The 26322-nt window shown below is 69.5% G+C and carries 24 protein-coding genes; 8 read left to right on the top strand and 16 right to left on the bottom strand.

What is annotated here, in order from left to right:
* Positions 1-65: 65 nt before the first annotated feature.
* From RAC81_RS12400 to RAC81_RS12410, 3 genes are read right to left on the bottom strand one after another with little or no spacing between them, the layout of a single operon-like run.
* Positions 66-869, bottom strand: coding sequence for a GntR family transcriptional regulator (locus RAC81_RS12400; protein ID WP_096714580.1), 804 nt, complete (start codon positions 867-869; stop codon positions 66-68).
* A 1-nt stretch (position 870) separates the two neighbouring features.
* Complete coding sequence (gene rbsD, locus RAC81_RS12405) at positions 871-1275, bottom strand: D-ribose pyranase (protein WP_375082635.1); 405 nt, start codon at positions 1273-1275, stop codon at positions 871-873.
* Between the two features lie 50 nt (positions 1276-1325).
* A complete protein-coding gene (locus RAC81_RS12410) occupies positions 1326-2276 on the bottom strand; it encodes a ribokinase (RefSeq protein WP_375082636.1) in 951 nt (316 codons plus the stop codon).
* A 106-nt stretch (positions 2277-2382) separates the two neighbouring features.
* Between RAC81_RS12410 and RAC81_RS12415 the strand changes: the two genes are divergently transcribed.
* The gene (locus RAC81_RS12415; RefSeq protein WP_375082637.1) at positions 2383-3045 is read left to right on the top strand and encodes a transaldolase family protein; all 663 of its coding nucleotides are present in this window, start codon (positions 2383-2385) and stop codon (positions 3043-3045) included.
* A gap of 48 nt (positions 3046-3093) precedes the next feature.
* Here RAC81_RS12415 and RAC81_RS12420 read toward each other — a convergent pair whose 3' ends face one another.
* Positions 3094-3771 carry a FadR/GntR family transcriptional regulator gene (locus RAC81_RS12420; protein ID WP_375082638.1) on the bottom strand — a complete coding sequence of 226 codons (678 nt, stop codon included), beginning with the start codon at positions 3769-3771 and terminating at the stop codon, positions 3094-3096.
* A gap of 46 nt (positions 3772-3817) precedes the next feature.
* Here RAC81_RS12420 and RAC81_RS12425 point away from each other — a divergent pair, with 46 nt between their 5' ends.
* Positions 3818-4786 carry an amidohydrolase family protein gene (locus RAC81_RS12425; RefSeq protein WP_375082639.1) on the top strand — a complete coding sequence of 323 codons (969 nt, stop codon included), beginning with the start codon at positions 3818-3820 and terminating at the stop codon, positions 4784-4786.
* Between the two features lie 245 nt (positions 4787-5031).
* Here the strand turns inward: RAC81_RS12425 and RAC81_RS12430 are convergent, their stop codons facing one another.
* The 3 genes from RAC81_RS12430 to RAC81_RS12440 form a co-directional block, all read right to left on the bottom strand.
* Positions 5032-8433 carry a glycoside hydrolase family 2 TIM barrel-domain containing protein gene (locus RAC81_RS12430; RefSeq protein ID WP_375082640.1) on the bottom strand — a complete coding sequence of 1134 codons (3402 nt, stop codon included), beginning with the start codon at positions 8431-8433 and terminating at the stop codon, positions 5032-5034.
* A 485-nt stretch (positions 8434-8918) separates the two neighbouring features.
* Positions 8919-9671: an SDR family NAD(P)-dependent oxidoreductase gene (locus RAC81_RS12435; RefSeq protein ID WP_375082641.1), complete on the bottom strand. Its 753-nt coding sequence runs from the start codon at positions 9669-9671 to the stop codon at positions 8919-8921.
* Positions 9668-10528, bottom strand: a complete 861-nt coding sequence (locus RAC81_RS12440) for a fumarylacetoacetate hydrolase family protein (RefSeq protein WP_375082642.1) — start codon at positions 10526-10528, stop codon at positions 9668-9670. Before RAC81_RS12440 ends, RAC81_RS12435 begins: the two co-directional genes overlap by 4 nt.
* Positions 10529-10662: 134 nt before the next feature.
* On the opposite strand from RAC81_RS12440, the gene RAC81_RS12445 reads away from it, so the two are divergent.
* Together RAC81_RS12445 and RAC81_RS12450 are read left to right on the top strand one after the other, a co-directional pair.
* Complete coding sequence (locus RAC81_RS12445; protein ID WP_375082643.1) at positions 10663-11958, top strand: L-fuconate dehydratase; 1296 nt, start codon at positions 10663-10665, stop codon at positions 11956-11958.
* Positions 11945-12910 (top strand): aldo/keto reductase, encoded by a 966-nt coding sequence (locus RAC81_RS12450; protein ID WP_375082644.1) that lies wholly within the window; start codon positions 11945-11947, stop codon positions 12908-12910. The genes RAC81_RS12445 and RAC81_RS12450 overlap by 14 nt, the downstream gene beginning before the upstream one ends.
* Before the next feature lie 10 nt (positions 12911-12920).
* Here RAC81_RS12450 and RAC81_RS12455 read toward each other — a convergent pair whose 3' ends face one another.
* Complete coding sequence (locus tag RAC81_RS12455) at positions 12921-13922, bottom strand: LacI family DNA-binding transcriptional regulator (RefSeq protein WP_375082645.1); 1002 nt, start codon at positions 13920-13922, stop codon at positions 12921-12923.
* A 192-nt stretch (positions 13923-14114) separates the two neighbouring features.
* Here RAC81_RS12455 and RAC81_RS12460 point away from each other — a divergent pair, with 192 nt between their 5' ends.
* From RAC81_RS12460 to RAC81_RS12475, 4 genes are all read left to right on the top strand, one after another.
* The gene (locus tag RAC81_RS12460; protein WP_375082646.1) at positions 14115-14984 is read left to right on the top strand and encodes a sugar phosphate isomerase/epimerase family protein; all 870 of its coding nucleotides are present in this window, start codon (positions 14115-14117) and stop codon (positions 14982-14984) included.
* 232 nt (positions 14985-15216) lie between these two features.
* Positions 15217-16719: a sugar ABC transporter ATP-binding protein gene (locus tag RAC81_RS12465; protein WP_375082647.1), complete on the top strand. Its 1503-nt coding sequence runs from the start codon at positions 15217-15219 to the stop codon at positions 16717-16719.
* Entirely contained in the window at positions 16719-17750 is a 1032-nt protein-coding gene (locus RAC81_RS12470) for an ABC transporter permease (RefSeq protein ID WP_375082648.1), read from the top strand. The genes RAC81_RS12465 and RAC81_RS12470 overlap by 1 nt, the downstream gene beginning before the upstream one ends.
* 74 nt (positions 17751-17824) lie before the next feature.
* Positions 17825-18823: an ABC transporter substrate-binding protein gene (locus RAC81_RS12475; RefSeq protein ID WP_251588428.1), complete on the top strand. Its 999-nt coding sequence runs from the start codon at positions 17825-17827 to the stop codon at positions 18821-18823.
* A gap of 190 nt (positions 18824-19013) precedes the next feature.
* Here RAC81_RS12475 and RAC81_RS12480 read toward each other — a convergent pair whose 3' ends face one another.
* The 8 genes from RAC81_RS12480 to RAC81_RS12515 form a co-directional block, all read right to left on the bottom strand.
* A complete protein-coding gene (locus tag RAC81_RS12480) occupies positions 19014-19310 on the bottom strand; it encodes a putative quinol monooxygenase (protein WP_375082649.1) in 297 nt (98 codons plus the stop codon).
* Between the two features lie 59 nt (positions 19311-19369).
* Positions 19370-20332, bottom strand: coding sequence for a phosphotriesterase (locus tag RAC81_RS12485; protein WP_375082650.1), 963 nt, complete (start codon positions 20330-20332; stop codon positions 19370-19372).
* Positions 20329-21273, bottom strand: coding sequence for a shikimate dehydrogenase family protein (locus tag RAC81_RS12490; RefSeq protein WP_375082651.1), 945 nt, complete (start codon positions 21271-21273; stop codon positions 20329-20331). Before RAC81_RS12490 ends, RAC81_RS12485 begins: the two co-directional genes overlap by 4 nt.
* 11 nt (positions 21274-21284) lie before the next feature.
* Positions 21285-22241 (bottom strand): phosphoglycerate dehydrogenase, encoded by a 957-nt coding sequence (locus tag RAC81_RS12495; RefSeq protein WP_375082652.1) that lies wholly within the window; start codon positions 22239-22241, stop codon positions 21285-21287.
* On the bottom strand, positions 22241-23752 hold the full coding sequence (gene xylB, locus RAC81_RS12500; protein WP_375082653.1) for a xylulokinase: 1512 nt from the start codon (positions 23750-23752) through the stop codon (positions 22241-22243). Before xylB ends, RAC81_RS12495 begins: the two co-directional genes overlap by 1 nt.
* Positions 23753-23761: 9 nt before the next feature.
* On the bottom strand, positions 23762-24385 hold the full coding sequence (locus RAC81_RS12505; protein WP_375082654.1) for a glucose-6-phosphate isomerase family protein: 624 nt from the start codon (positions 24383-24385) through the stop codon (positions 23762-23764).
* 302 nt (positions 24386-24687) lie between these two features.
* On the bottom strand, positions 24688-25662 hold the full coding sequence (locus tag RAC81_RS12510; RefSeq protein ID WP_375082655.1) for an acetylesterase: 975 nt from the start codon (positions 25660-25662) through the stop codon (positions 24688-24690).
* A gap of 52 nt (positions 25663-25714) precedes the next feature.
* On the bottom strand, positions 25715-26311 hold the full coding sequence (locus tag RAC81_RS12515; protein WP_375082656.1) for a CGNR zinc finger domain-containing protein: 597 nt from the start codon (positions 26309-26311) through the stop codon (positions 25715-25717).
* Between the last annotated feature and the right edge of the window lie 11 nt (positions 26312-26322).

A 26322-nucleotide genomic window follows, 5' to 3' on the forward strand; every position in this document is an offset into this window, starting at 1 on the left:
CTGATCTGCCGTGCCGGTCTTGACCAGGCTAGCCGCGTGCGCCGATCCGGCGCCGCGCAGACGGGTCAGCTGACCGTGCCTGCGCGAGACGCCGCGCCGTCGTCGTCGATGTGCAGAAGAGAAGCCTGCGACTGCTCCTGCTGCAGCTGGAACTCGAACCGCGATCGGTCGCCGCGGTGGTGCGCGACGAAGTACTCCATCGGGATGCCGTCGGCGCCCCGACTCACGCTGCGCAGCCGCAGCAGGGCCGAACCCGCGCTCACGCCGAGATGCTGCGCCTGCTCGTGCGTCGCCACGGTCGCCTCGGCGGAGCGGACGCCGCTCGTCGCCACGATGCCGCTCGCAGCGAGCACGCGGTAGAGCGATGCCTCCGACAGATCCACGCCGAGCGTCACCGCGCCGACGGCCTCCGGCATCCAGGTCGTGGAGAGCGACCACGGCTCGCCGTCGACGTGGCGCAGACGCTCGAGCACCACGACGGGCGTGCCGGGAGCGACCTCGAGCGCGGTCGCGATCTCGTCGTCGGCCAGCGCCTGCTCGTGCCGGAGGACGTCGCTGTGCACGTGTCCGCCGCGGCGCTCCACGTCGTCGTAGAGACCGACCAGCGTGTGCACGAGGCTCTCGCTCGTTCGTGGGCGCGATACGAAGGTGCCCTTGCCCTTGACGCGTTCGACGAGTCCCTCGTGCTCGAGCTGGGCGAGCGCCTGGCGCACGACGGTGCGCGAGATGCCGTACCGCTCGCACAGTCGGTGCTCGCCGGGGAGCGGGTCGCCCGGCTGCAGACCGTCGCGTTCAATGCCCTCGATGATCAGCTGCCGCAGCTGGTCGTACATCGGCGCCGCGGAGTGCCGGTCGATCGAGTCCTCCATGTCAGTACGCCACCCCCGCGTGCAGGATCACGTTGGCGTAGGGCGTGAACTCGCCGGAGCGCACGAAGGCACGCGCGCTCTGCGACAGGGCCTTGAACTCGACGTGCGGGATGAGCTCGATCTCGAAGTCCTGATCGGCGAACCGCTCGCGCAGAGCCGCGAGCACCTCGGGGCTCTTCTCGGCGACCTCGGCCGACACCGTCGCGCCCTCGACCACCAGCTCGGCGAGCACGGTGTCGAGCACGTCGAAGAACGCCGGAGCGCCGGGACGGTAGGCCAGATCGATGCGCTCCGACCCCGTCGGGATCGGCAGCCCGGCGTCGGTCACGACGATCAGGTCGGTGTGCCCGGTCTCGCTGATGACGCGGGAGAGGGCGGGGTTGATGGTCGTGGGGGTCTTGCGCACGGTGCTCCTCGACTCGGTGTTCGACTCTGGATGACGGACCGGATGCCGCGTCAGGCGGCCTCGCGGGTGGAAAGGAACGCGTCGACCTCGGCGCGCAGCGGCAGGCTCGGCGAGGCGCCCTGCTTCGTGACGGCGAGGGCACCGGCGGCGGTGGCCAACCGCACGGCATCCGACAGCGTGCTGCCGTTCGCGAGCGCGGCGCCGAGATAGCCCGCATACGCGTCGCCCGCGGCGGTGGTGTCGACGGCCTCGACGGGGAACGGCGGGATGACGGTCGCGCTCTCGGCCGTGACGACGCACGATCCCTGACCCGCGAGCGTGATGACGGCGGCGCCGACGCCCCGGTCGAGGAACCATCGGCCCGCCTGCTCGGCCGTGGCTGCGTCGACGACCTCGACGCCGCTCAGCAGCGACGCCTCCGTCTCGTTCGGGGTGACGATGTCGATGTTGCGCCATACGTCGTCGGGCAGCGGGGCGGCGGGAGCCGGATCGAGGATGACGGTCATGCCGTGCTCGCGGCCTCGCGCCGTGATGTGGGCGGTGAGGGCAGACGGGGTCTCGAGCTGCGTGAGCAGCACCGACGTGGTGGGGGCGAGGGCGGTCAGCGCTTCGTCGATCTGGGCGGCGCTGAGCGCGGCATTGGCGAGGGGCACCATGACGATGTCGTTCTGCGCGGAGGCGTCGACGCGGATGTGGGCGATACCGGTGGGCCCGGGGACCGTGCGGAGATGCGCCAGGTCGACGCCGGCATCGCTCAGGCCGTTCACGACGAGGTCGTGGAAGAGGTCGTCGCCGACGCATCCGACGAAGCTCGTCCGGGCGCCCGATCGACCGGCGGCCACCGCCTGGTTGGCGCCCTTGCCGCCGAGCATGAGCGTGAACTCGTCGCCGAGTATCGTCTCGCCCCGCGCGGGCAGTCGAGTGGAGAAGGTCGTGACATCGGCGGTGACGCTGCCGACGATGACGACGCCCGAACGATCAGCCGAGGTGGCGGGTGTCATGTGGCTCCTGATCGTCGTCGATCCGCGGTGCTTTGACATCCCCCGCGGCTGTCATTACATTAGCCGAATCCGAACCTGTAACGACAGGTTGTGCGCAAGGAGATCCATGACCGTGTCGTCCCCCCGCCTCTACGTCGACAGCGCCGATCTCGATCGGGTCTCCTCCCTTCTCGCCACCGGTGTCGTGCACGGCGTCACCACGAATCCGACGATCCTCGAACGCGGGGGGCGCACCGCTGCGGAGATCCCCGATCTCTACGCGCGCTGGACCGATGAGGGCGCCCGCGAGGTGTTCTTCCAGACCTGGGGTGGCGACACCGCGTCGTTCCTGCGCAACGCCGACGGCATCCGCGCGCTCGGCGACCGAGTGGCCGTGAAGGTCCCCGCGACGCGCGACGGCGTCGCCGCGGCATCCGCCCTCGTCCGCGACGGTGCGACCGTGCTCGTCACCGCCGTCTACTCCGTCGCGCAGGCGCTGGCCTGCGCGAGCATCGGCGCTCAGTACATCGCCCCCTACCTGGGGCGGATGCGGGATGCCGGGATCGACGGCGACACCGTGATCGCCGAGATGCAGCAGATGTGCGCAGGCAGCGGATCGAACGTGCTCGCCGCGAGCCTGCGGTCACCCGACGACATCACCGGCCTGCGGCTCGCCGGTGTGCCGTACTTCACCGCGGCGCCCGACGTTCTCGACGCCGTGCTGTTCCACGAGGTGAGCGACAGCTCGGCGGCCGAGTTCGACGCCGCCATGCTGCGCCTCGGGGCCTGAATTCGGGGCCCGAACTCGGGGTCCGGGTGCGCGACGCGGCCGTGCCGATCAGGCCGTCGCCGCTTGGCGCAGCCACCGCTCGACGCCCGCGATGTGCGCCGTCGCGAGTGACGTCGCCAGAGCGGGGTCGTGCTGCGCGATCGCGTCGGCGATGGCCCGGTGCTCCGACAGGGTGCGCTCGGCCGCGCCGCCCTCGGTGAGACCGCGCCAGATACGTGCGCGCACCGTCTGACTGCTGAGGTGCTCGATGAGGCTCGCGAGGTAAGCGTTGCCCGACATGGCCACGATCTCACGATGGAAGCGGATGTCGTGCTCGACCAGCTCCTCGATGCTCACGTTCGCGTCGATCGAGTCGACCTCCGCCTCGATCCGGGCGATCGCATCGTCGGTGGCGAGGGATGCGGCGAGACCGGTGGCCTGCGACTCCAGCATCCGTCTCACCGCGAAGATCTCGAGCATCGAGTCGTCGTCGTGCATGTCGACGACGAACGAGATGGCCTCCAGCAGCAGGTGCGGCTCGAGGCTCGTGACGTAGGTGCCGTCGCCGCGGCGGACGTCGAGCACGCGGATCACCTCGAGCGCTTTCACGGCCTCGCGCATCGAATTGCGCGACAGCCCGAGGCGCTCCGACAGCTCCTTCTCGGGCGGCAAGCGATCGCCCGGAGCGAGCTCACCGGACACGATCATCGCCTTGATCTTCTCGATCGCCTCGTCCGTCACGGCCATGGCGTCATCCTAGCGATTGATCCGATGTCTCAGGCAGGATGGTCGCATGCGCGTACTCGATTCGCACCTGCACCTGTGGGATCCCGAGATCCTGCACTACTCCTGGCTCGAAGGACCTCTCGCATGGCGATTCGCCGACACCGAGATCGACCATGCGCGGATCGCCCGCGCGACCACCGAGAACGCCGTGTTCGTGCAGGCGGCCACCGACGACGAGGACTTCCTCGCCGAGGTGCAGTGGGTCGCGAGCCTCGCGCCGGCCATCGGCGTGACCGGCATCGTCGCCGGTGCCCGCCTCGATCGGGGCACCGACACGACCGCGCACCTCGAGGGACTCGAGACCGAGCCGCTCGTCGTCGGCGTGCGGCACATCCTGCAGGACGAAGCCGACGGGCTCGCCGTCTCCGCGGGATTCATCACGGGCGCCCGCGAGGTCGCCGCGCGCGGCTGGACCTTCGACGCCTGCATCCGCGAGGCGCAGCTGCCGGAGGTCTCGCGCCTCGCCGCGGCCGTGCCCGAGCTGCGCATCGTGCTCGACCACCTGGGCAAGCCGGCCGTCGGCACCGGGGAGCGCCCCGTCGCGCCGAGCCCGGAGTGGGCGCGGGACCTCGACGACCTCGCGCGGCATCCGCAGGTCTCCTGCAAGCTTTCCGGGCTGCCGGCCGAAGCCGGCGGCGACTGGACGCCGGAGCAGTTCGTCCCCTTCCTCGACGCCGCGGCCGACGCCTTCGGCGGGGACCGCCTGATGTGGGGGAGCGACTGGCCGGTCTCGGTCATCGGACCGGCGGAGGACGGCGACCCGCATGCCCCGGCGGATGGGTCCGCGACCTACCAGCCCCACGCGCGCGACCGCTGGGCGGAGACGGTGATCGACTGGGCGCAGGCGCGCGGTCACGACCTCGACGCCCTGTTCTGGCGGAACGCCGAGGAGTTCTACGGCCTCGGCCGCCGCAGGGCGCAGGATGCCGACGAGTCGCCGCGCCGCGGCATCCTGGGCTGGCTGCGGGGGGAGTGACCCGGCTGCGCCGCGCGCACGACATCGCCGCGCCCCCGACCGCGGCGATGTCGTGCCGGGCGGTCGTCAGGGAACCGGCACGTGAAGGACGCGCCCTGCTTCACAGTCACGCTGGGCGCCGTGGCGTCGACCGTCCCCGTCTTGGAGACGTTGCCGGCGAGATCGCGCGCCCGGTGCGCACCTGGAACGCGCCCTCCGCGACGGCGCGCTGAGCAGGTCGCGCGCCGTCAGGCGGTCGAGTCGAGTCACGTTGCAGGTAGCAGTCGAAGGGCGGCCGTGGCCGTGTAGTTCGCCGGCAGAATGATCGGTGCCCCTGCGTCATTGCCCCACACGAGGTCGTGGTACGACGTCTGGGCACTCGTGATGATGTCCACCGGGCCGGCGAGCGCGTCCATAGGATCGGGACTCACGATCTCGAAGGCGTCGAGGGTCACGAACGTGCCCGTGGATGCGGAGCGCTTGTCGCCCGCGACTTTGACTGTGATCTTGTGCTGCGCATCCGACAGGCCCAACGACTCGAAGATGTTCTGTCCGGCGATCTTCGTCGGCGAGTACAGGTCGACCTGTACCTCCGGTGCTCCGTCCACGGACACGCGAGCATATCCGCAGTTGGGGCCCTTGGGTGAGAGTACGCGTACCCCGGTTCCGATGAACACGTGCTCGGCGATCGCTCCCGTCTGGTTGCTGAACGACTCGGTGCGGTCGATCTCTCCGACCGTCCAGGGATCCGCAGCGGTGCCGCGGCCCCACGTGCCGGTGTAGGTGATCTGGTCGGAGGCGTCGTCGATGATGGAGCTGACGACTCTGAATGCATCGATGATCGCCCACGTCCCTTCCGCGAGCTGGTTCTTCTGACCCGTCACTTCGACACGGAGCGTGTGCTGTCCGTACGTGAGGACCGGGCTGGTGTAGACGAGCGCGCCGCCTGCCTTGCCGCGGAGGAAGGTGTCGATGAGCGTCGGCGTGCCGCCGTCGAGGATCACGCGGATGATGCCTGAGTTCATGGCGCGCACGGCGTAGAGCCCGACCTGCGTACCGGTGAAGGTGAGTTGGGCCGCATTTCCCGTGGTGTTCGAGAACGATTCCGTGCTGTAAAGATCCGGACCGGTGTATCCCTGGGCGAAGTTCGCACGTGTCCACGCCCCGGTGTACGTGATCCGCGAGGATGCATCGTCGATGACTCGGACGGGTGCGAGGCCCAGGCGGACCGAATCGACGGCGGCGGATTCGACGCGCACGCCGGGCCCGGACTCGCCTGATCGAAGGGTGGCCGTGCGCACCTTGGTGCGAGCGGCCCGGAAGTCGTTCGTCCAGTGCCCGGCGCCGTTCTTACCGAAGAGGTAGTAACTGTGCGTGTCCTGCTCCCATGACCAGGACGGTGCGCTGCGATACCCGTCCGCGCCGGACGCGCGACGCTTGACGGCGGTGCCGACCGGTCTGCCGAGATGACCTTCCGGATAGGCGGTCCAATGGGCGTCTCGAACCCAGCTGAGCGTGTCAGACGTGCTGACGGCCGTGTAACCGACGCCGACATCGGTCGTCGCGGTGCTGTGCGGATTGGACAGCGTATAGGTCGTGGTGAGCAGACCGCGGCCGTCGACAACGATCTGGAACGAGACACCGAGAGGTCCGAATGTCCCCGCGAGCGACACGATGGCCTTCCCTCCGGAGGAAGAGACGGAAGCGGACGTCCCTGTCCATGGTCCGGCCAGCGACCGGCCGACGAAGATGTCGGGTCCGCCCTGCAGCACCTGCTTGCCACCGGCGGTCGCTTCCACGAGCCGAGCCGAGGCCACGTCGAAGACGACGGTGAAGGGTTCGTCGACCCCCGTTATCGTGATGCGTCCGCCGCTCGTCTGAACGGTCGGAGCCGTCCCACCCGCTGACGGAACGGTGGGCGCGACCCGGCTGCCCAACCAGATCCGGTACTCGTCCACGAGGCGAGCGCCTCGCTTGACGATCAGATGCAGCTGATCCCCGTTCGACCATGCTCCCGCTGGGATGGTGAGCGTGCCGCTCTGCCGTGGTGCGAGAGAGACGCCCGCGAGCGTACCCGAACGCGCTCCGACGGCCCACGTGAAAGTGAGCTCCGACAGATCCGTGAAGTCGTACCAGTTCTTGACCGGGATCGAGATCGCACCACCAGGAGTCTGCCCGGTGAGCACGCCGTCGGCGATCTGCACGGGCGAGAACGCCTTCTGCGTGTGCCAGAACTCCGGCTTCCGTCGGCGGTAGAGATCGATGATCCCCCACTCGCCGAATCCGACAGGACCGCTCGGGAGGAGGAAGACGTCGTCTATCGCCGCCCAGATCGCCCCTCCGACGACTCCCGCTGTGGTGCGGAACTTCTGCGCGAAAGCCGAGATGCTGCGCGCCCACCCCTCACGGACCCCCGGGTCGAGGGCGAGCGTCGAAGTGTTGTAGCACGCGACATGGGCGAACTCGCCGTACTGGATCGGTTGGGTGGCGTTGCCAGACGCGTTGGCGATCGTGGGGTAGTGGCCGGCATAGATGTCCGTGAAACGCCCGCCGTTGTTCTGGTAGGCGTCCTCGTAAACCGTCGGTCGAGAAGGATCTATGCGTTTGGAGTACTCGTGCGAGTTGTAGAGATTCTGCCCGAACACGCCGGCCGAGATGCTTTCATTGCCCACCGACCACTCGATGACGCTGGCATGGCTCCGGTCGCGTTCGAGCATCTCGGCGTATTGCGTGATGTATTCCTCGGCATAGGCGGAGTTCTGCACCGTGGGATTTTGGAAGCAGACGGGAGCCTCGACCTCGACGAAGAGGCCCAGCTCATCGGCCCAGTCCAGCAGGGCGGGCGTGGGTGGATAGTGCGACGTGTGAATGAGGTTGCAGTTCGCTTCTTTGTAGAGCCTCACTGTCTGCTCTTCGAGCGAATCGGTGGCAGACCGTCCCATCTCGGCCGAGACGCTGTGGTGGCACACGCCCAGCAGGTGCACGGGTTTCCCGTTCACGAACAGCTGATTGCCGGTCACGCCGACCTGCCGGAAGCCGACCTTCTGGGTCACGGTCTCCACCACGGACCCGACTGTCATCGTCGTCGTGAGCGTGTACAGATGCGGGTGCTCGGCCTCCCACTTGAGCGGAGCCGAGATCGGAATCGAGAGGGTCACTTGCGTATTCGCCGCGTTCAGCGTCGCCGTGGCCGGTGAGAGCGCGAGGGAAGACCCGCTCGGATCCTTCAATGCGAGAGTGACTGTGGCGCTCTGGCCGGCCGCGACCGACGCGGCAAGGGTCACCGATAGAGTCGCATTCACGAAATTCGCATCGAAGACCGTATCCGTGTGCACGCGTGACAGGAAGGTCGTCGGGAGCGCAACCAGAGTGATGTCTCGGAGCACTCCGCCGATCGGGTGATGAGCGTAGTTGGATCCCCAGGAGAGGTCGGCGCCCCGATCGGTGACGCCCAGAGCGACGCGGGCCGTGGTCCCGGGGGTCACGTGAGCGGTGATGTCGGCGTACCAGGTGGTGAATCCACCCTGATGGTCGCGGATGAGCACGCCGTTCACCCAAAGGCGGCTGTAGCTGTAGACGCCGTCGAAACGAAGGAACACCTTCTTGCCCGCGAAGTCGGCGGGGATGGGCAGGTCGACCGCATAGGCCGTCTCCACGTCCTTGGCCACGGAGATACCCTGCATCGCAGGTTCTCCGGGGACCGTGATCGGGGTCCAAGAGCTGGTGTCCGTACCGACGTTCCAGAACGACGCTGGTGGAGCGGTGGTATGACGCCACCCTGACGCTATCCGGATTCGAGCATTCGACACTCCGGTGACTGAGGCGGGAAGTGGGGGCACAAGGGGGAGAGCCGGATCCGCCGCGTGCGCCGCAGGTCCCGTGAGGAACACGTCGTGTCCGGCGAAAGCCACTAGTGCGCCGGCGGCGACAAAGCCCTGGAGCACCCGGCGACGCGAGATCTTCGATCTGAGTATCGAGTCATCGGCAGTCGGGGTGGCCGCGCGGAGGGGGCGAGACGTCATTGTCATACCTTTCGAGGCAACTTTGCTTTGAAGATGCTCCGAAAGGTAGGACTCAACGAGATCGGCTGCAAGTGGGTTTCATAATCGCATTCTCGAACGAACGCGAACCGCTACCGGGGCCCACCGCCGGACTACACGGGCCGGAGGCGCAGTCGCGCCATGCCGCCGTCGACCTCGATGAACGTCCCGGTCGTCGAACCGGCGTCGGGCGAGACGAGGTAAGCCACCGCGGCCGCGACCTCGCTGGGCGACACGAGGCGTCCGTGCGGTTGTCGGGCCTCGAGCGCCGCCCGCTCCGCCTCGGGGTCGACCGCGCTGTCGAGCAGCCGGCCCACCCACGGGGTGTCGGCGGTGCCGGGGTTCACGGCGTTGACGCGGATGCCCTCGCGCAGGTGGTCGGTGGCCATCGCGCGGGTGAGCGCTTCGACCGCGCCCTTCGACGCGCTGTACAGCGCGCGCTGCGGCAGACCGGTGGTCGACGCGATCGACGCGGTGTTGCAGATCGACGCGCTCGGCGACTTCCGCAGCCACGGCAGTGCGGCGGCGGTGACGCGGGCGATGCCCGTGACGTTGATCGACAGCACGCGTGCCCACTCGTCGTCGTCGTTCGCCGTGACGTCTCCCTGCGCCCCGATGCCCGCGTTGTTGACGACGATGTCGATGCGGCCGAAGCGCTCGCCGACGGCCGCCACCGCGGCATCCACCGAGGCCCGGTCGGAGACGTCTGCGGTGAACGCGGGGAACGCGGCATCCGCCCCCGAGGTGTCGCGGTCGAGCACCGCGATCTGCGCGCCGTCGGCGTGCAGCCGCGCGGCGATCGCGGCGCCGAGGCCAGAGGCCCCGCCCGTGACGATCGCGACGAGTCCGTCCAGTGCTCCGGTCATTTCTGCGCCTCCCAGGCCACGAACTCCTGGCGCTGATGCCCGAGTCCTTCGATCTCGATGTCGACGACGTCGCCCGCCGTCAGATAGGGGAACTTCCCGCCGAACGCGACGCCCTGCGGTGTGCCGGTGAGGATGAGGTCGCCCGGCTCGAGCGTGACGTACTGCGACAGGTGATGCACGATCGTGCGGACGTCGAAGATCATGTCGTTCGTGTTCGAGTCCTGCCGCGGCTCGCCGTTGACCCAGCTGCGCAGGCGCAGGTTGCCGACCTCGACCTCGTCGGGGGTGACGAGCCACGGGCCGGTCGGGTTGAAGCCCGGCGCGATCTTGCCCTTCGACCACTGACCGCCGGAGACCTCCATCTGGAACGCCCGCTCAGAGACGTCGTTGGCCGTGACGTATCCGGCGATGTGCGCGTCGGCCTCCTCGGGGGAGTCGAGGTAGGCCGCGCGGGCGCCGATCACGATGCCGAGCTCGACCTCCCAGTCGGTCTTCTCGCTGCCGCGGGGAATGGTCACCGCGTCGTCCGGCCCGACCACGGTGTTCGGGGTCTTCAGGAACATGATCGGCACCGTGGGCGGCTCCGCGCCCGACTCGCGCGCGTGGGCCGCGTAGTTCTGGCCGATGCAGATGACGGCGCTCGGGCGCGCGATGGGGGCGCCGACGCGCATCGACGCGGCATCCTCGAGCTCGGGCAGGCCGCCGTCGGCGAGCGCGGCCTCCACCTGGGCGCGCACATCACCGGCGAGGAATGCACCGTCGACATCGGATGTCACGGACCGCAGGTCGAAGTACCGATCGCCCTCGACGAGGACGGGGATCTCGGCTCCGGGGGCGCCTAGGCGTGCGAACTTCATGTCTCTCCTGCTCGGTCGGATCGTCGTCGGCCCGGACCACGTCGCGGTGGCCCGCCTCGTTGACAGTATAGACATCGGATGTTTACACTCCAAGGGATCTGCACGGACTCCCCTGCCGTGCCCGAGAGGAACCCGTGAGCCGCATCGTCGCCCTCGACACCACCGACATCCGCTTCCCCACCTCGCTCAGCCTGGACGGGTCGGATGCCATGAACCCCGACCCCGACTACTCGGCGGCGTACGTGATCGTGCGCACCGACGCGGCGGACGGCATCGACGGGCACGCCTTCGTCTTCACGATCGGCCGCGGCAACGACGTGCAGGTGGCCGCGATCGACGCGCTCGCCGGACACCTCGTCGGACGCGAGATCGAACCGCTGCTCGACGACATGGGCACGACGTTCCGCGACATCATCGGCGACTCGCAGCTGCGCTGGCTCGGCCCCGAGAAGGGCGTCATGCACATGGCCATCGGCGCGGTCATCAATGCGCTGTGGGACATCAAGGCCAAGCGGGCGGGGCTGCCGCTGTGGCAGCTGCTCGCCCGGATGACGCCTGAGGAGCTCGTCGGCCTCGTCGACTTCCGCTATCTCACCAACGCGCTCACGCCCGCCGAGGCGCTCGAGATCCTCCGTGCCGCCGAACCCGGCCGGGCCGAGCGCGAGCAGGAACTGCTCGCCACCGGCTACCCGGGATACACGACCAGCCCCGGGTGGCTCGGCTACTCCGACGCGAAGCTCGAACGGCTCGCCCGCGAGGCGATGGCCGACGGGTTCACGCAGATCAAGCTCAAGGTCGGTGCCGACCTCGACGACGACATCCGCCGGTTCCGCAAGGCGCGCGAGGTGTGCGGTCCCGACTTCCCCATCGCGATCGACGCGAACCAGCGCTGGGAGGTGTCGGAGGCGATCGAGTGGGTGAACGCGCTCGCCGAGTTCCATCCCGCCTGGATCGAGGAGCCCACGAGCCCCGACGACGTGCTCGGTCACGCCGAGATCGCGCGGGGGATCGCCCCCATCCGCGTCGCCACCGGCGAGCACGCCCAGAACCGGGTGATCTTCAAGCAGCTGCTGCAGGCCGACGCGATCTCGGTCATGCAGATCGATGCGGTGCGCGTCGCCGGGGTCAACGAGAACATCGCGAACCTGCTGCTGGCCGCCAAGTTCGGGGTGCCGGTGTGCCCGCACGCCGGGGGTGTCGGCCTGTGCGAGGCCGTGCAGCATCTGTCGATGTTCGACTTCGTCGCCGTCACGGGCACCCGCGAAGGACGCATGATCGAGTTCGTCGACCACCTGCACGAGCACTTCGTGGTGCCCACCGACATTCAGGGCGGCTCCTACATGGCGCCCACGTCGCCGGGTGCCGGCATGGAGATGAAGGCCGAGAGCATCGCGGCCTACACCTGGACCGGCGAGCATGTCGCGGTCTGACCGGCTGACGGTTCCCGCGCTCGGCTACGGGGCCGCGAACGTCGGCAACCTGTTCCGCGAGCTCAGCGACGACGAGGCGCTCGCCGTGCTGAACGCGGCGTGGGACAGCGGCATCCGCTACTTCGACACCGCGCCGCACTATGGGCTCGGCCTGTCGGAGCGGCGCCTCGGCGCCTTCCTGCAGACCAAGCCGCGCGACGAGTACGTGCTGTCGACCAAGGTCGGGCGCCTGCTGCGGCCCAATCCCGGGTACGACGGCGGGCTCGACACGGCCAACGACTTCCACGTGCCCGACGACCTGCAGCGGGTGTGGGACTTCTCGGCCGACGGCATCCGCGCCAGTCTCGACGAGTCGCGCGACCGGCTCGGCATCGAGCGCATAGACCTCGTGTACCTCCACGACCCGGAGCGGCACGACCTCGACCTCGCGGTCGCCGAGGCGCTCCCCGCGCTCGAGCAGTTGCGAACGGACGGCGAGGTGACGGCGATCGGGATCGGCTCGATGGTGTCGGATGCTCTCGCCACGGCGGTCCGCGCGGCCGACCTCGACCTGGTGATGGTCGCGGGCCGCTACACGCTGCTCGAGCAGCCGGCCGCGGCGGAGGTGCTGCCGGCGTGCCGGGAGCGCGGAACCGGCATCGTCGCGGCATCCGTCTTCAACTCCGGCCTGCTCGCGTCCAGCGAGCCGCGACGCGACGGTCGGTACGAGTACGGGCAGCTGCCCGAGGAGCTGTGGGACCGGGTCGTGCGCATCGCTGACATCTGCACGAACCACGACGTGCCGCTGCCCGCTGCGGCCGTGCAGTTCCCGCTGCGGTCGGACGTCGTGCGGTCGGTCGTCGTCGGCGGCAGCCGACCGGAGCAGCTGCGGCAGAACGCCCAGTTCGCGGCGGTCGACATCCCCGAGGCGCTGTGGGAGGAGCTGGCGGGGGAAGGGTTGATCCCGGGCTAGGGCCGGCGGCTCACGGGCCCGCGGTCGACTCCCGCACGACGAGCTCCGCCGCGAACGGCGTCGGCTCGGGCAGGTCGGCGGTCGGATGGGCGAGCTGCTGCAGCAGCACCGCGCCCGCCGCGCGCCCGATCTCGTACCCCGGCTGCCGCACGCTCGTGAGCGGCACGACGGTCTGGTGCGCCTGGATGACGTCGTCGAAGCCGACGAGCGCGATGTCGTCGGGCACGCGGATGCCGTGGCGCAGCAGCTGCGTCATCACGCCGATAGCGACCATGTCGTTGGCGGCGAACACGGCATCCGGTCGTTCGGTCGCAGGGAGGGCGGCGAGGCGCGCGCCGACCTCCAGGCCGTCCTCGGTGGCGAGGTGCACCACGTCGACGACCTCGACCGAGGCGCCGCTGCCGTCGACGGCATCACGGAGCCCCTGCAGGCGATCGTTCGACTGGCTCACGGTCGGCGCGCCGACGAACAGCAGACGTCGTCGCCCGATGCCCAGCAGGTGCTCGCCCGCGAGGCGGCCGCCGCCCCGGTCATCGAACAGCACGGATCCCACGGTCGCCGACTCGCGGGTGGGTCCGACGACGACCGAGCGGATGCCGCGCTCCGCGAGCTGCTCCAGGCGGGGCACGACGTCGCCGAGCGGGTAGATCACGATGCCCTGCACGCGGTGCGCCTCGAACATGTCGATGTTGCGGCGCTCGAGCTCGCCGTCGCGGCTGCTGTTGCTGAAGAACAGCGACCAGCCGCCCTCTCTCGCCACATCCTCGACGCCGCGCGAGAGCTCCTGGAAGTACGGGATCCACGCGTCGAGCAGGATCAGCGCGAGCGTGCGGCTCGCCCCCGCGCGCAGCTGGCGAGCCGACTCGTTCGGAACGTATCCCAGCTGCTCGATCGCGGCGCGCACCCGCTCCGCGCTCTGCGCGCCCAGCACGTGGGGGTGGTTCAGGTAGTTCGACACCGTCGACGAAGAGACGCCGGCGAGGGCTGCGACGTCTTTGACGCTGGCGGGCATGGGGTTCCTCCTCGGATGCGCCGACGCGCGGCATCCGACGGCGGCCGGACCAGCCTACTGCGGCGATTGGCACGTGCCAAGAAAGTTCTTGACACGCCCGTCGACCGACCGTAGCGTTGGCCTCCGGATCGAGTTGGCACGTGCCAAATCGATCGAGGCGACGGTGCCGCACACCCGCCTCCGAGGGGTCGCATGAACATCGGATGCCACGGACTGGTCTGGACCGGACGCTTCGACGCCGAGGGCATCCGCCTGTCGGTCGAGAAGACGAAGCAGGCCGGTTTCGACCTCATCGAGTTCCCCCTCATGGACCCGTTCGCCTTCGACGTCGACGCCGCGAAGAGCGCGCTCGCCGAGCACGAGCTCGCGGTCAGCGCCTCGCTGGGGCTGTCGGAGGCGACCGACATCACGAGCGCCGACCCCGCCGTCGTGAAGGCGGGGGAGGAGCTGCTGCTCCGCGCGGTCGACGTGGTCGCCGACCTCGGTGGCGAGAACTTCTGCGGTGTCGTCTACAGCGCCATGAAGAAGTACATGGAACCCGTCACGGTCGAGGGGCTCGAGAGCAGCCGACGCACGATCGCCCGCGTCGCGGACCACGCGGCGGAGCGCGGCATCGCGGTGTCGCTCGAGGTCGTGAACCGTTATGAGACCAATGTGCTCAACACGGCGCGGCAGGCGCTCGGCTACCTCGCCGAGGTCGACCGGCCGAACCTCGGCATCCACCTCGACACGTACCACATGAACATCGAGGAGTCGGACATGTTCGCGCCGGTGCTCGACGCAGCTCCCGCTCTGCGCTACGTGCACATCGGCGAGAGTCATCGCGGCTACCTCGGCACAGGCACGGTCGACTTCGACACCTTCTTCAAGGCGCTCGGACGGATCGGCTACGACGGGCCGATCGTGTTCGAGTCCTTCTCGTCGGCGGTCGTGGCGCCGGATCTCAGTCGGATGCTGGGGATCTGGCGCAACCTGTGGACCGACAACGACGAGCTCGGGGCGCACGCGAACGCGTTCATCCGCGACAAGCTCGTCGCCGTCGACTCGATCCGGCTGCACTGACGCCCACATCAGGGAACCCTCCATCTGAAATCGATTTCTCCTAGACTGGACGAGTCGGCGGGGGTGAGACGTTTCCGACTTGTTATTACAGGCTGTTCCGTTTCGGGCGCGGACTAGATACATTTAGATACATCTTGCGGTGGGGACACCGCAGGACGCAGAATTGATCCGATGTTTCCGGGCCCGACCGGAGAGCATCGGATACACGACCTTCAAGGAAGCAGGTGAGCACATGGGTGAGCCCATCCTCAGAGTCGAGGGGATCAGCAAGGGATTCCCCGGCGTGCAGGCGCTCAAGGACGTGCACCTCGAGGTGCGCCCCGGCGAGGTTCTCGTGCTCGTCGGCGAGAACGGCGCCGGCAAGTCGACGCTCATGAAGATCCTCTCCGGGATCTACACCAAGGACGAGGGCACCATCACGTTCGAGGGGCGGGAGGTCGAGCTCACCAGCCCGCTGCAGGCCCAGCAGCTCGGCGTCACGATCATCCATCAGGAGCTCAACCTGATGCCCGATCTGACCGTCGCGCAGAACATCTTCGTGGGCAGGGAGCCGAAGATCGGCCCGTTCCTCTCGGAGCGTCGACTCAACTCGCAGACCGCCGAGCTGCTGAAGCGCCTGGACATCCGCCTCGACCCGCGGCAGAAGGTCGGTGAGCTCACCGTCGCCGAGCAGCAGATGGTCGAGATCGCCAAAGCGCTCTCGTTCAACGCGAAGGTGCTCATCATGGACGAGCCCACCTCGGCCCTCACCGACTCCGAGGTCGAGACCCTCTTCGTGCTGATCGAGCAGCTCAAAGCATCCGGCACCGGCATCGTCTACATCTCGCACCGCATGGACGAGCTGCGCCGTCTTGCCGACCGGGTCACGGTGCTCCGCGACGGCGCATACATCGGATCACTGGAGAAATCCGAGGTGAGCATCCCGAAGATCATCGAGATGATGGTCGGCCGCGCGATCGACGAGGGAACTCGCCCGCAGGCGCGCGAGCACGCGAACGGCCCGGTCGTCCTCGACGTACAGGGGCTCTCGACCAAGAGCCTGCTGAAAGACGTCTCGTTCCAGCTGCACCGCGGCGAGATCCTCGGATTCGCCGGGCTCATGGGAGCCGGGCGCACCGAGACGGCTCGCGCGGTCATCGGGGCCGATCGCCGCGACGGCGGCACCATCACGATCGCCGGGCGCTCGGCGCGCATCTCCCAGCCGTCGGATGCCGTGCGGCATGGCGTCGGGTACCTCTCCGAGGACCGTAAGCTGCTCGGCCTCATGCTCGAGCAGGACGTGACGTTCAACACGGTCCTCGCCTCGCTCGGCTCCTACGCGAACGCGATCGGGTGGATGGGCGACGGCAAGGCGAAGAACCGCACCAAGGACTACGTCCAGCAGCTGCGGGTCAAGACGCCGTCCGTCAACCAGGTCGTCAAGCTCCTCTCCGGAGGCAACCAGCAGAAGGTCGTCATCGCCCGGTGGCTGATGCGCGACTGCGACATCCTCATCTTCGACGAGCCGACCCGAGGCATCGACGTCGGCGCGAAGGAAGAGATCTACCGCCTCATGCAGCAGCTCGCTGACGCGGGCAAGTCCATCATCGTCATCTCGTCGGAGCTGCCGGAGATCCTCCGCGTCGCGAACCGCATCGCGGTCTTCGCGAACGGTCGCATCACCGGAACCCTCCGCAACGAGGACGCCAGCCAGGAGAAGATCATGCAACTCGCAGCCCACGGAGAGGAAGACTGATGAGCGCTCCGCAGAACGGATCGTCCACGACGACGATCATCCAGACGGCCATCGACGAGAACACCGACAAGCGTGACGTCGTCGGATTCCTCAAGCGCCAGGTCCAGCAGTCGCTCGCGTTCGGCACGCTGATCGTGCTCGTGATCTTCTTCTCGATCGCCAGCCCGAACTTCTTCACCTTCAGCAACATCGCGACGGTGCTGCTCTCGACGGCCGTCATCGGCATCCTCGCCCTCGGCACCACGTTCGTCATCATCACCGGAGGCATCGACCTGTCGATCGGAACGGGCATGGCGCTGTGCGCCGTGATGACCGGTGTCGTCGTGACGAACATGGGGCTCCCCGTGTGGATCGGCGTCATCGGCGGCGTGCTGACCGGTGTGCTGATGGGGCTCGTGAACGGCATCAACATCACGTTCCTGCGACTGCCCCCGTTCATCGCGACCCTCGCGATGATGATGATCGCCGGCGGCCTCGCGCTCGTGATCTCGAACGTCGCGCCGATCTACTTCTCGACCTCCGCTCCGGATTTCAAGAAGATCGCGCTCGGCGTGATCATCCCCGGCATCCCGAACGCCGTTCTCATCACCGCCGCCCTCGCGATCGTCGCGTGGCTCGTGCTGTCGAAGACGCTGCTCGGTCGGTACACCTTCGCGATCGGCTCGAACGAGGAGGCCACCCGCCTCTCGGGCGTGAACACCCGCCGCTGGACGATCTTCATCTACATGTTCGCCGGAGCCTTCACGGGTATCGCGGGCATCGTCATCGCCTCGCGCCTCGACTCCGCCCAGCCGCAGATCGGCATGGGCTACGAGCTGCAGGCCATCGCCGCGGTCATCATCGGCGGCACCTCGCTGCTCGGCGGTCGGGGTTCGATCCTCGGCACCGTGATCGGAGCGCTCATCATGAGCGTGCTCGTCAACGGCCTGCGCATCATGTCGATCCAGACCGAGTGGCAGAACATCGTCGTGGGCATCGTCGTGCTGCTCGCGGTGTTCCTCGACTCGCTGCGCAACCGCCAGCACACCTGACCCACCCTCACAGCAGCACGTTCCACAGCACGACCCATCCCGAACCACCCACCACAGAGAACAATGGAGTTTCCATGAAATTCGGCAAGAAGACCGCATTCGCGGCACTCGTGGCCGCATCCGCCCTCGTGTTCGCCGGCTGCGCCGGCGGCGGTGACGTCATCGAAGAAGGCGGCGGCGACGCAGGCAGCGGCGACGGCGAGATGTACATCGCGCTGGTGTCGAAGGGCTTCCAGCACCAGTTCTGGCAGGCCGTCAAGAAGGGCGCCGAGCAGAAGGCCGAGGAGCTCGGCGTTCGGATCACGTTCGAGGGCCCCGCGGCCGAGACCGAGATCGCGCAGCAGCTCGAGATGCTGACCAGCGCCATCGACAAGAACCCGAACGCCATCGCGTACGCCGCGCTCGACCCCGAGGCGTGCGTCGCCCCGCTCGAGCAGGCGAAGTCGAAGGACATCCCGGTCGTCTACTTCGACGCCCCCTGCAACGGCGACGTGGGCCTGAGCCTCGCCGCCACCGACAGCAAGGTCGCCGGTGCGCTGGCCGCGGAGCACATGGCCGAGCTGATCGGAGGGTCGGGAGAGGTCGCGATCGTCGGTCACTCGCAGATCAACTCGACCGGTGTCGAGCGTCGTGACGGATTCGTCGAGAAGATCGAGGCGGACTACCCCGACATCGAGATCGTCGACATCCAGTACGGCGACGGCGACCACCTGAAGTCGGCCGACATCGCGAAGACCCTCATCGCGGCGCACCCCGACCTCAAGGGCATCTACGGCACGAACGAGGGCTCCGCGATCGGCGTCGTCAACGCCGTGAACGAGCTCGGCCTGGAGAAGGGCAAGATCACGATCGTCGGCTTCGACTCGGGCGCTGCGCAGATCAACGCGATCAAGGACGGCACGATGGCCGGCGCGATCACGCAGGACCCGATCGGCATCGGCGCGCAGGTCGTGCAGGCGGCGTACGACGCGGCCAACGGCGACTCGGTCGATGAGTTCTACGACACGGGTTCGTACTGGTACGACAAGACGAACCTCGAGGACGAGAAGATCGCTGCGGTCCTGTACGAGTGATCCTCTGACGTGAAGGGCCCCTCACCTCCGGGTGAGGGGCCCTTCTGCGTATCCGTCTTCTCCGCCGAGCCACCCCCTTTGGCGCGAGCCACCCCTCTGCGCCGTGCATGCAGAGGGGTGGCTCGGGGGTAGAGGGGTGGTTCGCGGGGATGGGGATGGGGATGGGGATGGGATGGGGAGGGGGATGCCGTCAGATGCGGCGGAGGAACGTGAGCTGCGACGACGGCTCGACGATGAGGTCTTGCAGCGCCGCGTTGAAAGGGACGCCGGCGGGCGAGGAGAGGTGCGCCTGGAACGCGGCCTCGTCGCGATACACCTCGTACACGAAGAAGCGGTCGGGGTCGTCGACGAGGCGGGTCGCGTCGAACACGACGTTGCCCTCCTCGGCCCGCACCCCCTCGGCGAACTCGGCGAGGAGCGCGGCGACGCGGTCGCCCTCGCCTGGGCGCGCGGTGAAAGTGGCGTGGAGGATGATCGGCTCGGTCATCGTGGCTCCTTCGGTGTGGTGATCTGCGGGGGTGGCGCGTTTCGTCTCGCTTCGCTCGCTCAACGGCCCGCGGAGGACGGGAGGGCGAGCAGTCGGGCCGGGTTCGCGCGCAGCATCCGCTCGACGGGGTCGTCGCCGACGGCTGCGCGCAGCCGGGGCAGGTACCTCTCACCGAGGTAGGCGAGACCCGGCATGCCGCCGTACGCGACGTACCGGGTGCGGCGGGCGACGTCGCCGCCGAGCACGACGCGATCGACCGCACCCGCCGCGACGACGGCCTCGGTCAGGGCGAGCAGCTCGGCATCCGATCGTGTACGCGGCCGCGCGAACCCGTCGTACCCGAGGTAGGCGCCGCGCTCCGCGAGGGAGGCGTGCAGGCCGGGGTCGGGGTCGCGGTCCGCGTGCGCCAGCACGATGCGGTCGGCCGAGACCCCCTCGGCGGCGAGCAGGTCGAGGACCTCGTGCGCGGCCGTGCAGAACTCCAGGTGCACCATGATCGCGGCGCCCGTGGCGCGATGCGCTGCGGCGAGGGCGAGCAGCGTCGTGCGCTCGAACCGGCTGATGCGCCAGTAGTCGATGCCGCCCTTGAGCAGACCGGCGCGCACGGCGGAGCCGTCGGGGCCGCTCGCGCGCTCTCCGTCGGGGTCGGCGTCGACCAGCGGCATCCCGTCGTCGATCTCTCGGGTGAACTGTGCGGCGAGCGTCTCGGCATCCGTCGCTCGCGTGGGGTGGTCGGCGGCGTAGTGGGCCTCGCGGTGGCGCCCGGTCGTGGCGACGATGCGCAGTCCGGTCGACGCGCTGATCCGGGCGAGCGCGCCGGGGTCACGACCGAGGCCGAACGGCGTGGCGTCGACCATCGCCGCGAAGCCGCTGTCGCGCAGCATCGCCGCCTCGGCGCCCGAGCGCTCCTCGTCGTCGAGCTCGTCGCCCGGCAGCAGCGGCGAGACCTGGAACAGGTGCTCGTGATAGTTCGTCGGCCCGAGCTCGGTCGGATCGACGTCGCCGAGGACGGTGCGGATCATCGCCGTGCCGACTCCGCCGCCTCGGCGAGACGCTCGACGATCTCGGGCGTGAGGTCGAGCTCGAAGACGTCGGCGACCACCTGCGACCAGCCGTGGATGAAGTAGCGCCACCCGTCGATCACGTGCAGTCCGCGCGCGGCCTCCTGAGCACGGGCCTGATGCAGGAACTCCAGCGACCCGCGGTAGTTGAACTCCCACACCCAGGCGCCCTCGGGAAAGACGACGTCGTCGGGCAGGGGCGAGCCGGGGCGGTCCTTGCCGAGACCGGTCGCGTTCACGATGAGCGATCCGGCAGGAGCCGCGGCGACGACGGCGGCGGCCTCCTCGACCGTGTCGGTGCGCACGTACTCGATGAACCCGTCGCGTGTGCCGTGCTGGCGGTGCACGTCGCGCAGGTGCTCGAGCTTCCCGTCGTCGCGCGCGGTCACGGTCACCTTCGACGGAGCGTCGACCCGTTCGGCGAGCGCCCAGCTGAGCGCGGTGCCCGATCCGCCTGCGCCGAGGATGACGACCTCGGCGCCCGTGCGGGCGAAGTGGTCGGACGGCAGGAAGTCGTTCAGAGCCAGGTCGACCGTGATCGGGTCCTTCGCGCGGCCGATCAGCCGGTCGCCGCGCTTCGAGATGCTCGAGATCTCGGCGCACGACACCGCGAACGGGTCGAGCTCGTCGAACAGGTCGGATGCCGCGGCGAACACGTTCATCTTGTGGGTCGTCACGAGGGCCCCGCGGTGGTGGGGGTCGTCGCGGATCTGCTCGACCATGGCGCGGTACTGCGCTGGTCCGGCGTCCATCGGGAGGTCGTGGCCGACGAGCTCGGTGGTGGGCAGCCCCAGGACCTCGGCCCATCGGGGGAACACCTGCATGATCGACGACGAGCCGGTGCTCACGCCGACGAAGCCCATGTAGCCGCCGGTCGTGGTGGCGTTCTCGGTGATGGTCATGGTCGGGCCCTTCAGGGTCGGGAGGAGACGGGGTGGGCGGGCGTCGAGCCCGCGAGGACGGCGAGGACGTCGTCGAGCGACATCGAGCCCATGTTGTCGACGGCCTGCGTGGTCTGCGCGCCGAGGTGCGGGGTGACGGTGACGCGCTCGATGAGGTCGGCGGCCAGCAGCGGGCTGCCGCTCGCGGCCGTGTCGCCGGACAGGGTGTCGGCGGCGTAGGCGCCGAGGCGCCCGTCGCGCAGCGCCGCGGCGACGGCATCCTCGTCGACGAGGTCGGGGCGCGCGGTGTTCACGAGCACGCTGCCCGGGCGGATGCCGTCGAGCCGCGCCGCATCCACGAGCGTCTGCCCGCCCGGGGCGTGCAGCGTGATCACATCGGCCGTGCGGAACAGGTCGTCGAGCGGAATCGGCACGGTGCCGAGCGCGACGATCCGCTCCGGTGCGAGGAACGGGTCGGCGGCGAGCACGGCGCAGCCGAAGCCGCTCAGGCGGCGCGCGACCCCTTGCCCGATGCGACCGAAACCGACGATCCCCACGGTTGCCGCGCCCAGCTCGCGTCCGCGGCGGACGCTCCAGTCGCCCCGGCGCACCCGTCGATCGCCGTCGGCGATGCACCGCAGCGCTGCGAGCATGAGCCCGACCGCGTGGTCGGCGACGGCATGCGCGTTCGCGCCGGGGGTGTTCGTGACCGGGATGCCGCGTCGCTCGGCCGCCGCGACGTCGACAGCCTCGGTGCCCACGCCGTACCGCGCGATGACCTTCAGGTTCGGAGCCGCGTCGAGGTGCGCGTCGGTGACGGGGCCGGTGCCGGCGATCCAGCCGTCTGCCGCCGCGAGCAGCGGGCCCAGCTCGGTGAGTCCGTGGTGGGCGGGTCCGCGCACGATCTCGTGCCCGGCATCCCTGGCGCGCGCCACGAGGTCGAGGTCGCCGTCCGAGAACGACCTGCTGGTCGCGAGGATCACGCCCATCAGATGCTCCCGGCCGACGGGGCGGACGGTGCCGCCGCGAACCACGGCGCGAGCGCGTCGTACGCGGCGGTGAAGCGCGCGTGGCGCTGCGCGTAGACGGCGTGGCGCCCGGCATCCGGAGTGAACTCCGCCGTGACCTCGCTCAGCGCGCGGGCGGCCGAGAAGTCGGCGAGGCCGAGTCCGACGGCACCGGTCACGGCGGCGCCCAGGCTGTTCGCCTCCTCGACGATCGTGCGGCGGCGGACCGGGACGCCCCAGACGTCGGCGAGGATGCCGAGCCACACATCGCTCTGCGCGCCGCCTCCCACCGCGTCGATGCGATCGATCGCCGCACCCGACTCGCGGAACGCGTGGATGCAGGTGAGGAGGTTGAACGCGACGCCCTCGAGCACGGCGCGGGTGAGGTGCGCCCTCGTGTGGTGGCGGCCGATGCCGACGAACGCGCCGCGGGCCGACGGGTCCCAGAGCGGCGACCGCTCGCCGAGCAGGTAGGGGAGGAAGTAGAGGTCCTCGGTGTCGAGGTCGCCGCCGGCGTCGGCGCTGAGCCGGGCGGTCTCGGGCCGAGCGGGGTCGGACGAGAGGGCCTCGGCGATCCACTGCACGGATGCCCCGCCGGCCTGCATGGTCGCGGTCGGCACGAACGATCCGGGCACGACGTTGTCGAAGGTCATGGTGCGCATGAGCGGATCGAGCAGCGGGGCGGGGCTCGCGAACGAGATCCACGATGAGGTGCCGAGGCAGACGTACGCGCCGTCCTCGGGGGCGACGACGCCCGAGCCGACCGCCGCGAGCGGGCCGTCGCCGCCGCCCATCACGACGCGGACGGTGCGGGGGAGTCCGAGGGCGTCGGCCGCCTCGGCCGTGAGCGCACCCGCAACGCTCGTCGATTCGAGGATCTCGGGGAACAGCGCCGGGTCGAGGCCGGCCGCGGCGAGCACGTCGGCCGACCACGTGCCGGAGAGCTGGTCGTAGGCGTTGGTGCCGGAGGCGTCGGAGCGCTCGGTCGCCAGGCGGCCGGTGAGCCGGTAGACGATGTAGTCCTTCGCGACGCAGAAATGACGCACCCGCGCCCAGACGTCGGGCTCGTGGTCGCGCACCCACATGATCTTCTCGAGCGAGTAGGTCGGGTTGAGGCGGTGGCCGAGCACGCGGTAGGCGGCCTCGGCGCCGAGGCGCTCTTCCAGGGCGCGGGTCTGCGCGCCCGAACGGGTGTCTGCCCAGATGATCGCCGGACGCACGGGGTCGCCGTGCGCATCGAGCAGCACCGTGCCCATCATCTGGCCGCTCACGACGAGACCGACGACCGCCTCGGGGGAGACGTCGGCCTTCGCGATCAGCTGTCGGGTGGCGTCGACGACCGCGCCCCACCAGTCCGCCGGGTCCTGCTCGGCGACGCCGCCCGCTGCGAAGTGCGCGGGGTACGGGACCGTGACCGCCGTCACGAGGCGTCCGTCGTCGTGGTGCAGCGAGGCCTTGTCGCCCGTGGTGCCCAGGTCGTGAGCGATGATCATGCCCGGAGCCTATTCGGCGGTCTCGGGGGCGGCAGCCGGTTCGGACGCTGCGGCGTCGGGACCGTCGTACGGCCGCAGGTCGACGCCGTCTGCCGCGCGGTAGGCGCGGGAGCCCATGCCGTGCTCGAGCACCCATCCGTAATCGTGGCCGGCGCCACCAGGGTAGACCGCGAGGAACGCGTAGGGCTCCTCGCCCGTGTTCACCGAGCGGTGCGCCCAGCCCGGCGGGATGTAGCCGATCGTGCCGGGCAGCATGTCGAGCCATTCGGTGCGCTCGCCGTCGAACATGAGGAGTCCGCCGCGGCCCGTCAACGCGAGGTAGATCTCGCCCTGGTGGTCGGGGTGCTGGTGGCCCTTCGTCATCCAGAGCTCGCCCGAGGTGTCGCCCGGCATGATCGTCGTGATCGACTGCGGAAGCTCGCGGTCGACCTCGGGGACGGGTGAGCTGACGACGGTGTAGACGACGGGGTTGTCGCCCTCCGCTGCTGCCTTCCAGGCATCATGGTCGAGGAAGAGCCCCTCAAGATCGGACATGCGACGCGTGAGCGTCGGTCCCTCCGGCGAGAGCGTGAGCTTCTCGGCGTCGAAGGCGATCGCCATCGGCGCGATCGGAGGGGTGTGGAACTCGGGCATCGGCGCTCCTCGTTGCGGATGCTGCAATGCATCGCAGCCTGTAATGACAGGTCGAGTGTACCTGTAATGACAAGTGCTGTCCATTGCTCATTCGCGCGGGAGCACGAGCGCAGGTGTGGGGAGTCGAATCCTAGGCGCTCCGGTCGCAGCTGGTGCCGCTCGCGCGGCTACTGGGGATACCGGTCGCGGTTGGTGCCGTCCGCGTGCCGATCCGGCGGCGCGAAGTGCGACCGGAGCGCGAGGGAGGCGGGTGTCGACGGCGCGAAGTGCGACGGGAGCGCGGGGTGGTGAGTGCCGGATGCTCAGGATGCGGCGCGCAGGTCTCGCGCGAGGTGGGCGCGTCCGCCGCGGACGGCGTCGGATGTCACGGCATCCCACCCCGGATACTCGGCGTGCCCGGCGGGCAGGATCGCGAGCTCGAGGTCTCGCGCGGCGTTCGCGACGCCGAACTGGCCGGGCGGCGGCACGTACTGGTCCCACAGCGCTGCTTCGACCCGCACCGGGATGTCGGCGAAACCCAGCGTGCTCGACGCATCGAACGGACGCAGCTGCTCGCGCGCCTCCGGATGCTCGGCGACGTGCGCGCGGACGACCTCGCCGCTGCCGAGGCACGGCACCGCCAGGCGTTCGTCGTACTGCCCGAAGCTCGGCACGATGAGCGTCGCACCCACGTAGCGGTCGTCCCACGGGATGCCGAGGGCGCCGATGCCGCCGCCGAAGCTCTCTCCGACGTAGTACAGCGGCACGTCTCCGGCGAGGGCGAGGAGCGTGTCGGCGGCGAGCCACAGATCTCGCGCGCACAGGCCGAGCACGTACCGGTCGGGATTGTCGAGGCCCGCGAGCACGTGCTGCTCCACAGGTTCAGGGGCACCGACGCCGGGGTTCAGCGTCGGGAGTCCCCTGGCGACGGGGAAGATCGCCGCCGCGTCATCCGGCACCCGTGCGAGGTCGATCGCGTCGCGGCCGCCGTACCCGTGCGAGTGCACGATGCCCACCCGGGCCGGTGCGGACGCGGGCCCCACGACCCAGGACCGCAGGCGGATGCCGTCGGCGCCGGCATGCTCGACCACCGAGACGCTGCGCCCATCGACGGTCGTGGTCGAGAGAGTGCGCGGCGCGGCATCCACGGTCCTCGCCTCCGCTCGCCAGCGGCGCCACGCCTCGGCGAGGCCGGTCGGCGGCGCGACGGGGGCAACCTGCCGCAGCGCGTGCTCGTCGAAGCCGTAGGTGCCGTCGAACGCGGCATCCGGGAACCAGGAGTCATAGGGCGCAAACATGATGCGTCGACGCTATCGCGCGGGCCGCCCAGAACAGGAGGAGTGCCCGAGATCAGGACGATGCGTCGGGGATCCTCCTGGTCTCGGGAGATGATCCTGTTCTCGGAGCAGGAGCCGCGCCCGCCCGCCGGGCTCGGTACGCGGCGACGGCGTTGCGGTTCGTGCACGTCGGCGAGCAGAACCGCTTGGATCGGTTGCGGGAGAGGTCGAGCGCGAGCGCCGCGCACGTGTCGTCGTCGCAGACCGAGATGCGCGATCCTTCGTCGGCGCGGATGACGTCGATCAGCGCCATCGCGGTCTCGATCAGCACGCGCTCCGCGAGTGGACGGTCGTCGGCGACCGCGTGCAGGTGCCAGTCGGTCTCGTCGTGGCGCACGAGTCGGGGGGTGAGGCGCGCCTCCGCGAGGGCGGTGTTCACGTGCTCGGCCATCTCGTCGCGGGGCGCGAGCAGCATGGAGCGGAGGCGAGGGCGGATGCCGCGCAGCGCGGCGAGCTCGGCGTCGTCGCGGTCGAGCCTGCCGGAGTAGGGGAATTCGGCGAGGAAGCGGTGCTCGTCGTCGAGGGTCTCCAGCGTCTCGGGGTCTTCGGCCGAGTTGACGAGCCAGACGGCTGCGCGGAGCGCCTCTTCGGTGTCATCGGTGAAGATCATGTTGACACCTT

Source organism: Microbacterium sp. CR_7, from assembly GCF_041954755.1.
Taxonomy (GTDB): Bacteria; Actinomycetota; Actinomycetes; order Actinomycetales; family Microbacteriaceae; genus Microbacterium.

What these genes read in the sequence shown, in the direction of transcription:
- RAC81_RS12400 (WP_096714580.1), bottom strand. Translation starts at nt 869, where the DNA reads ATGGAGGACTCGATCGACCGGCACTCCGCGGCGCCGATGTACGACCAG.
- RAC81_RS12515 (WP_375082656.1), bottom strand. Translation starts at nt 26,311, where the DNA reads ATGATCTTCACCGATGACACCGAAGAGGCGCTCCGCGCAGCCGTCTGG.
- RAC81_RS12485 (WP_375082650.1), bottom strand. Translation starts at nt 20,332, where the DNA reads ATGATCCGCACCGTCCTCGGCGACGTCGATCCGACCGAGCTCGGGCCG.
- RAC81_RS12505 (WP_375082654.1), bottom strand. Translation starts at nt 24,385, where the DNA reads ATGCCCGAGTTCCACACCCCTCCGATCGCGCCGATGGCGATCGCCTTC.
- xylB (WP_375082653.1), bottom strand. Translation starts at nt 23,752, where the DNA reads ATGATCATCGCTCACGACCTGGGCACCACGGGCGACAAGGCCTCGCTG.
- RAC81_RS12425 (WP_375082639.1), top strand. Translation starts at nt 3,818, where the DNA reads ATGCGCGTACTCGATTCGCACCTGCACCTGTGGGATCCCGAGATCCTG.
- RAC81_RS12435 (WP_375082641.1), bottom strand. Translation starts at nt 9,671, where the DNA reads ATGACCGGAGCACTGGACGGACTCGTCGCGATCGTCACGGGCGGGGCC.
- RAC81_RS12470 (WP_375082648.1), top strand. Translation starts at nt 16,719, where the DNA reads ATGAGCGCTCCGCAGAACGGATCGTCCACGACGACGATCATCCAGACG.
- RAC81_RS12460 (WP_375082646.1), top strand. Translation starts at nt 14,115, where the DNA reads ATGAACATCGGATGCCACGGACTGGTCTGGACCGGACGCTTCGACGCC.
- RAC81_RS12455 (WP_375082645.1), bottom strand. Translation starts at nt 13,922, where the DNA reads ATGCCCGCCAGCGTCAAAGACGTCGCAGCCCTCGCCGGCGTCTCTTCG.
- RAC81_RS12410 (WP_375082636.1), bottom strand. Translation starts at nt 2,276, where the DNA reads ATGACACCCGCCACCTCGGCTGATCGTTCGGGCGTCGTCATCGTCGGC.
- RAC81_RS12440 (WP_375082642.1), bottom strand. Translation starts at nt 10,528, where the DNA reads ATGAAGTTCGCACGCCTAGGCGCCCCCGGAGCCGAGATCCCCGTCCTC.
- RAC81_RS12475 (WP_251588428.1), top strand. Translation starts at nt 17,825, where the DNA reads ATGAAATTCGGCAAGAAGACCGCATTCGCGGCACTCGTGGCCGCATCC.
- RAC81_RS12495 (WP_375082652.1), bottom strand. Translation starts at nt 22,241, where the DNA reads ATGGGCGTGATCCTCGCGACCAGCAGGTCGTTCTCGGACGGCGACCTC.
- RAC81_RS12420 (WP_375082638.1), bottom strand. Translation starts at nt 3,771, where the DNA reads ATGGCCGTGACGGACGAGGCGATCGAGAAGATCAAGGCGATGATCGTG.
- RAC81_RS12450 (WP_375082644.1), top strand. Translation starts at nt 11,945, where the DNA reads ATGTCGCGGTCTGACCGGCTGACGGTTCCCGCGCTCGGCTACGGGGCC.
- RAC81_RS12490 (WP_375082651.1), bottom strand. Translation starts at nt 21,273, where the DNA reads ATGACCATCACCGAGAACGCCACCACGACCGGCGGCTACATGGGCTTC.
- RAC81_RS12415 (WP_375082637.1), top strand. Translation starts at nt 2,383, where the DNA reads ATGACCGTGTCGTCCCCCCGCCTCTACGTCGACAGCGCCGATCTCGAT.
- RAC81_RS12480 (WP_375082649.1), bottom strand. Translation starts at nt 19,310, where the DNA reads ATGACCGAGCCGATCATCCTCCACGCCACTTTCACCGCGCGCCCAGGC.
- RAC81_RS12465 (WP_375082647.1), top strand. Translation starts at nt 15,217, where the DNA reads ATGGGTGAGCCCATCCTCAGAGTCGAGGGGATCAGCAAGGGATTCCCC.
- RAC81_RS12510 (WP_375082655.1), bottom strand. Translation starts at nt 25,662, where the DNA reads ATGTTTGCGCCCTATGACTCCTGGTTCCCGGATGCCGCGTTCGACGGC.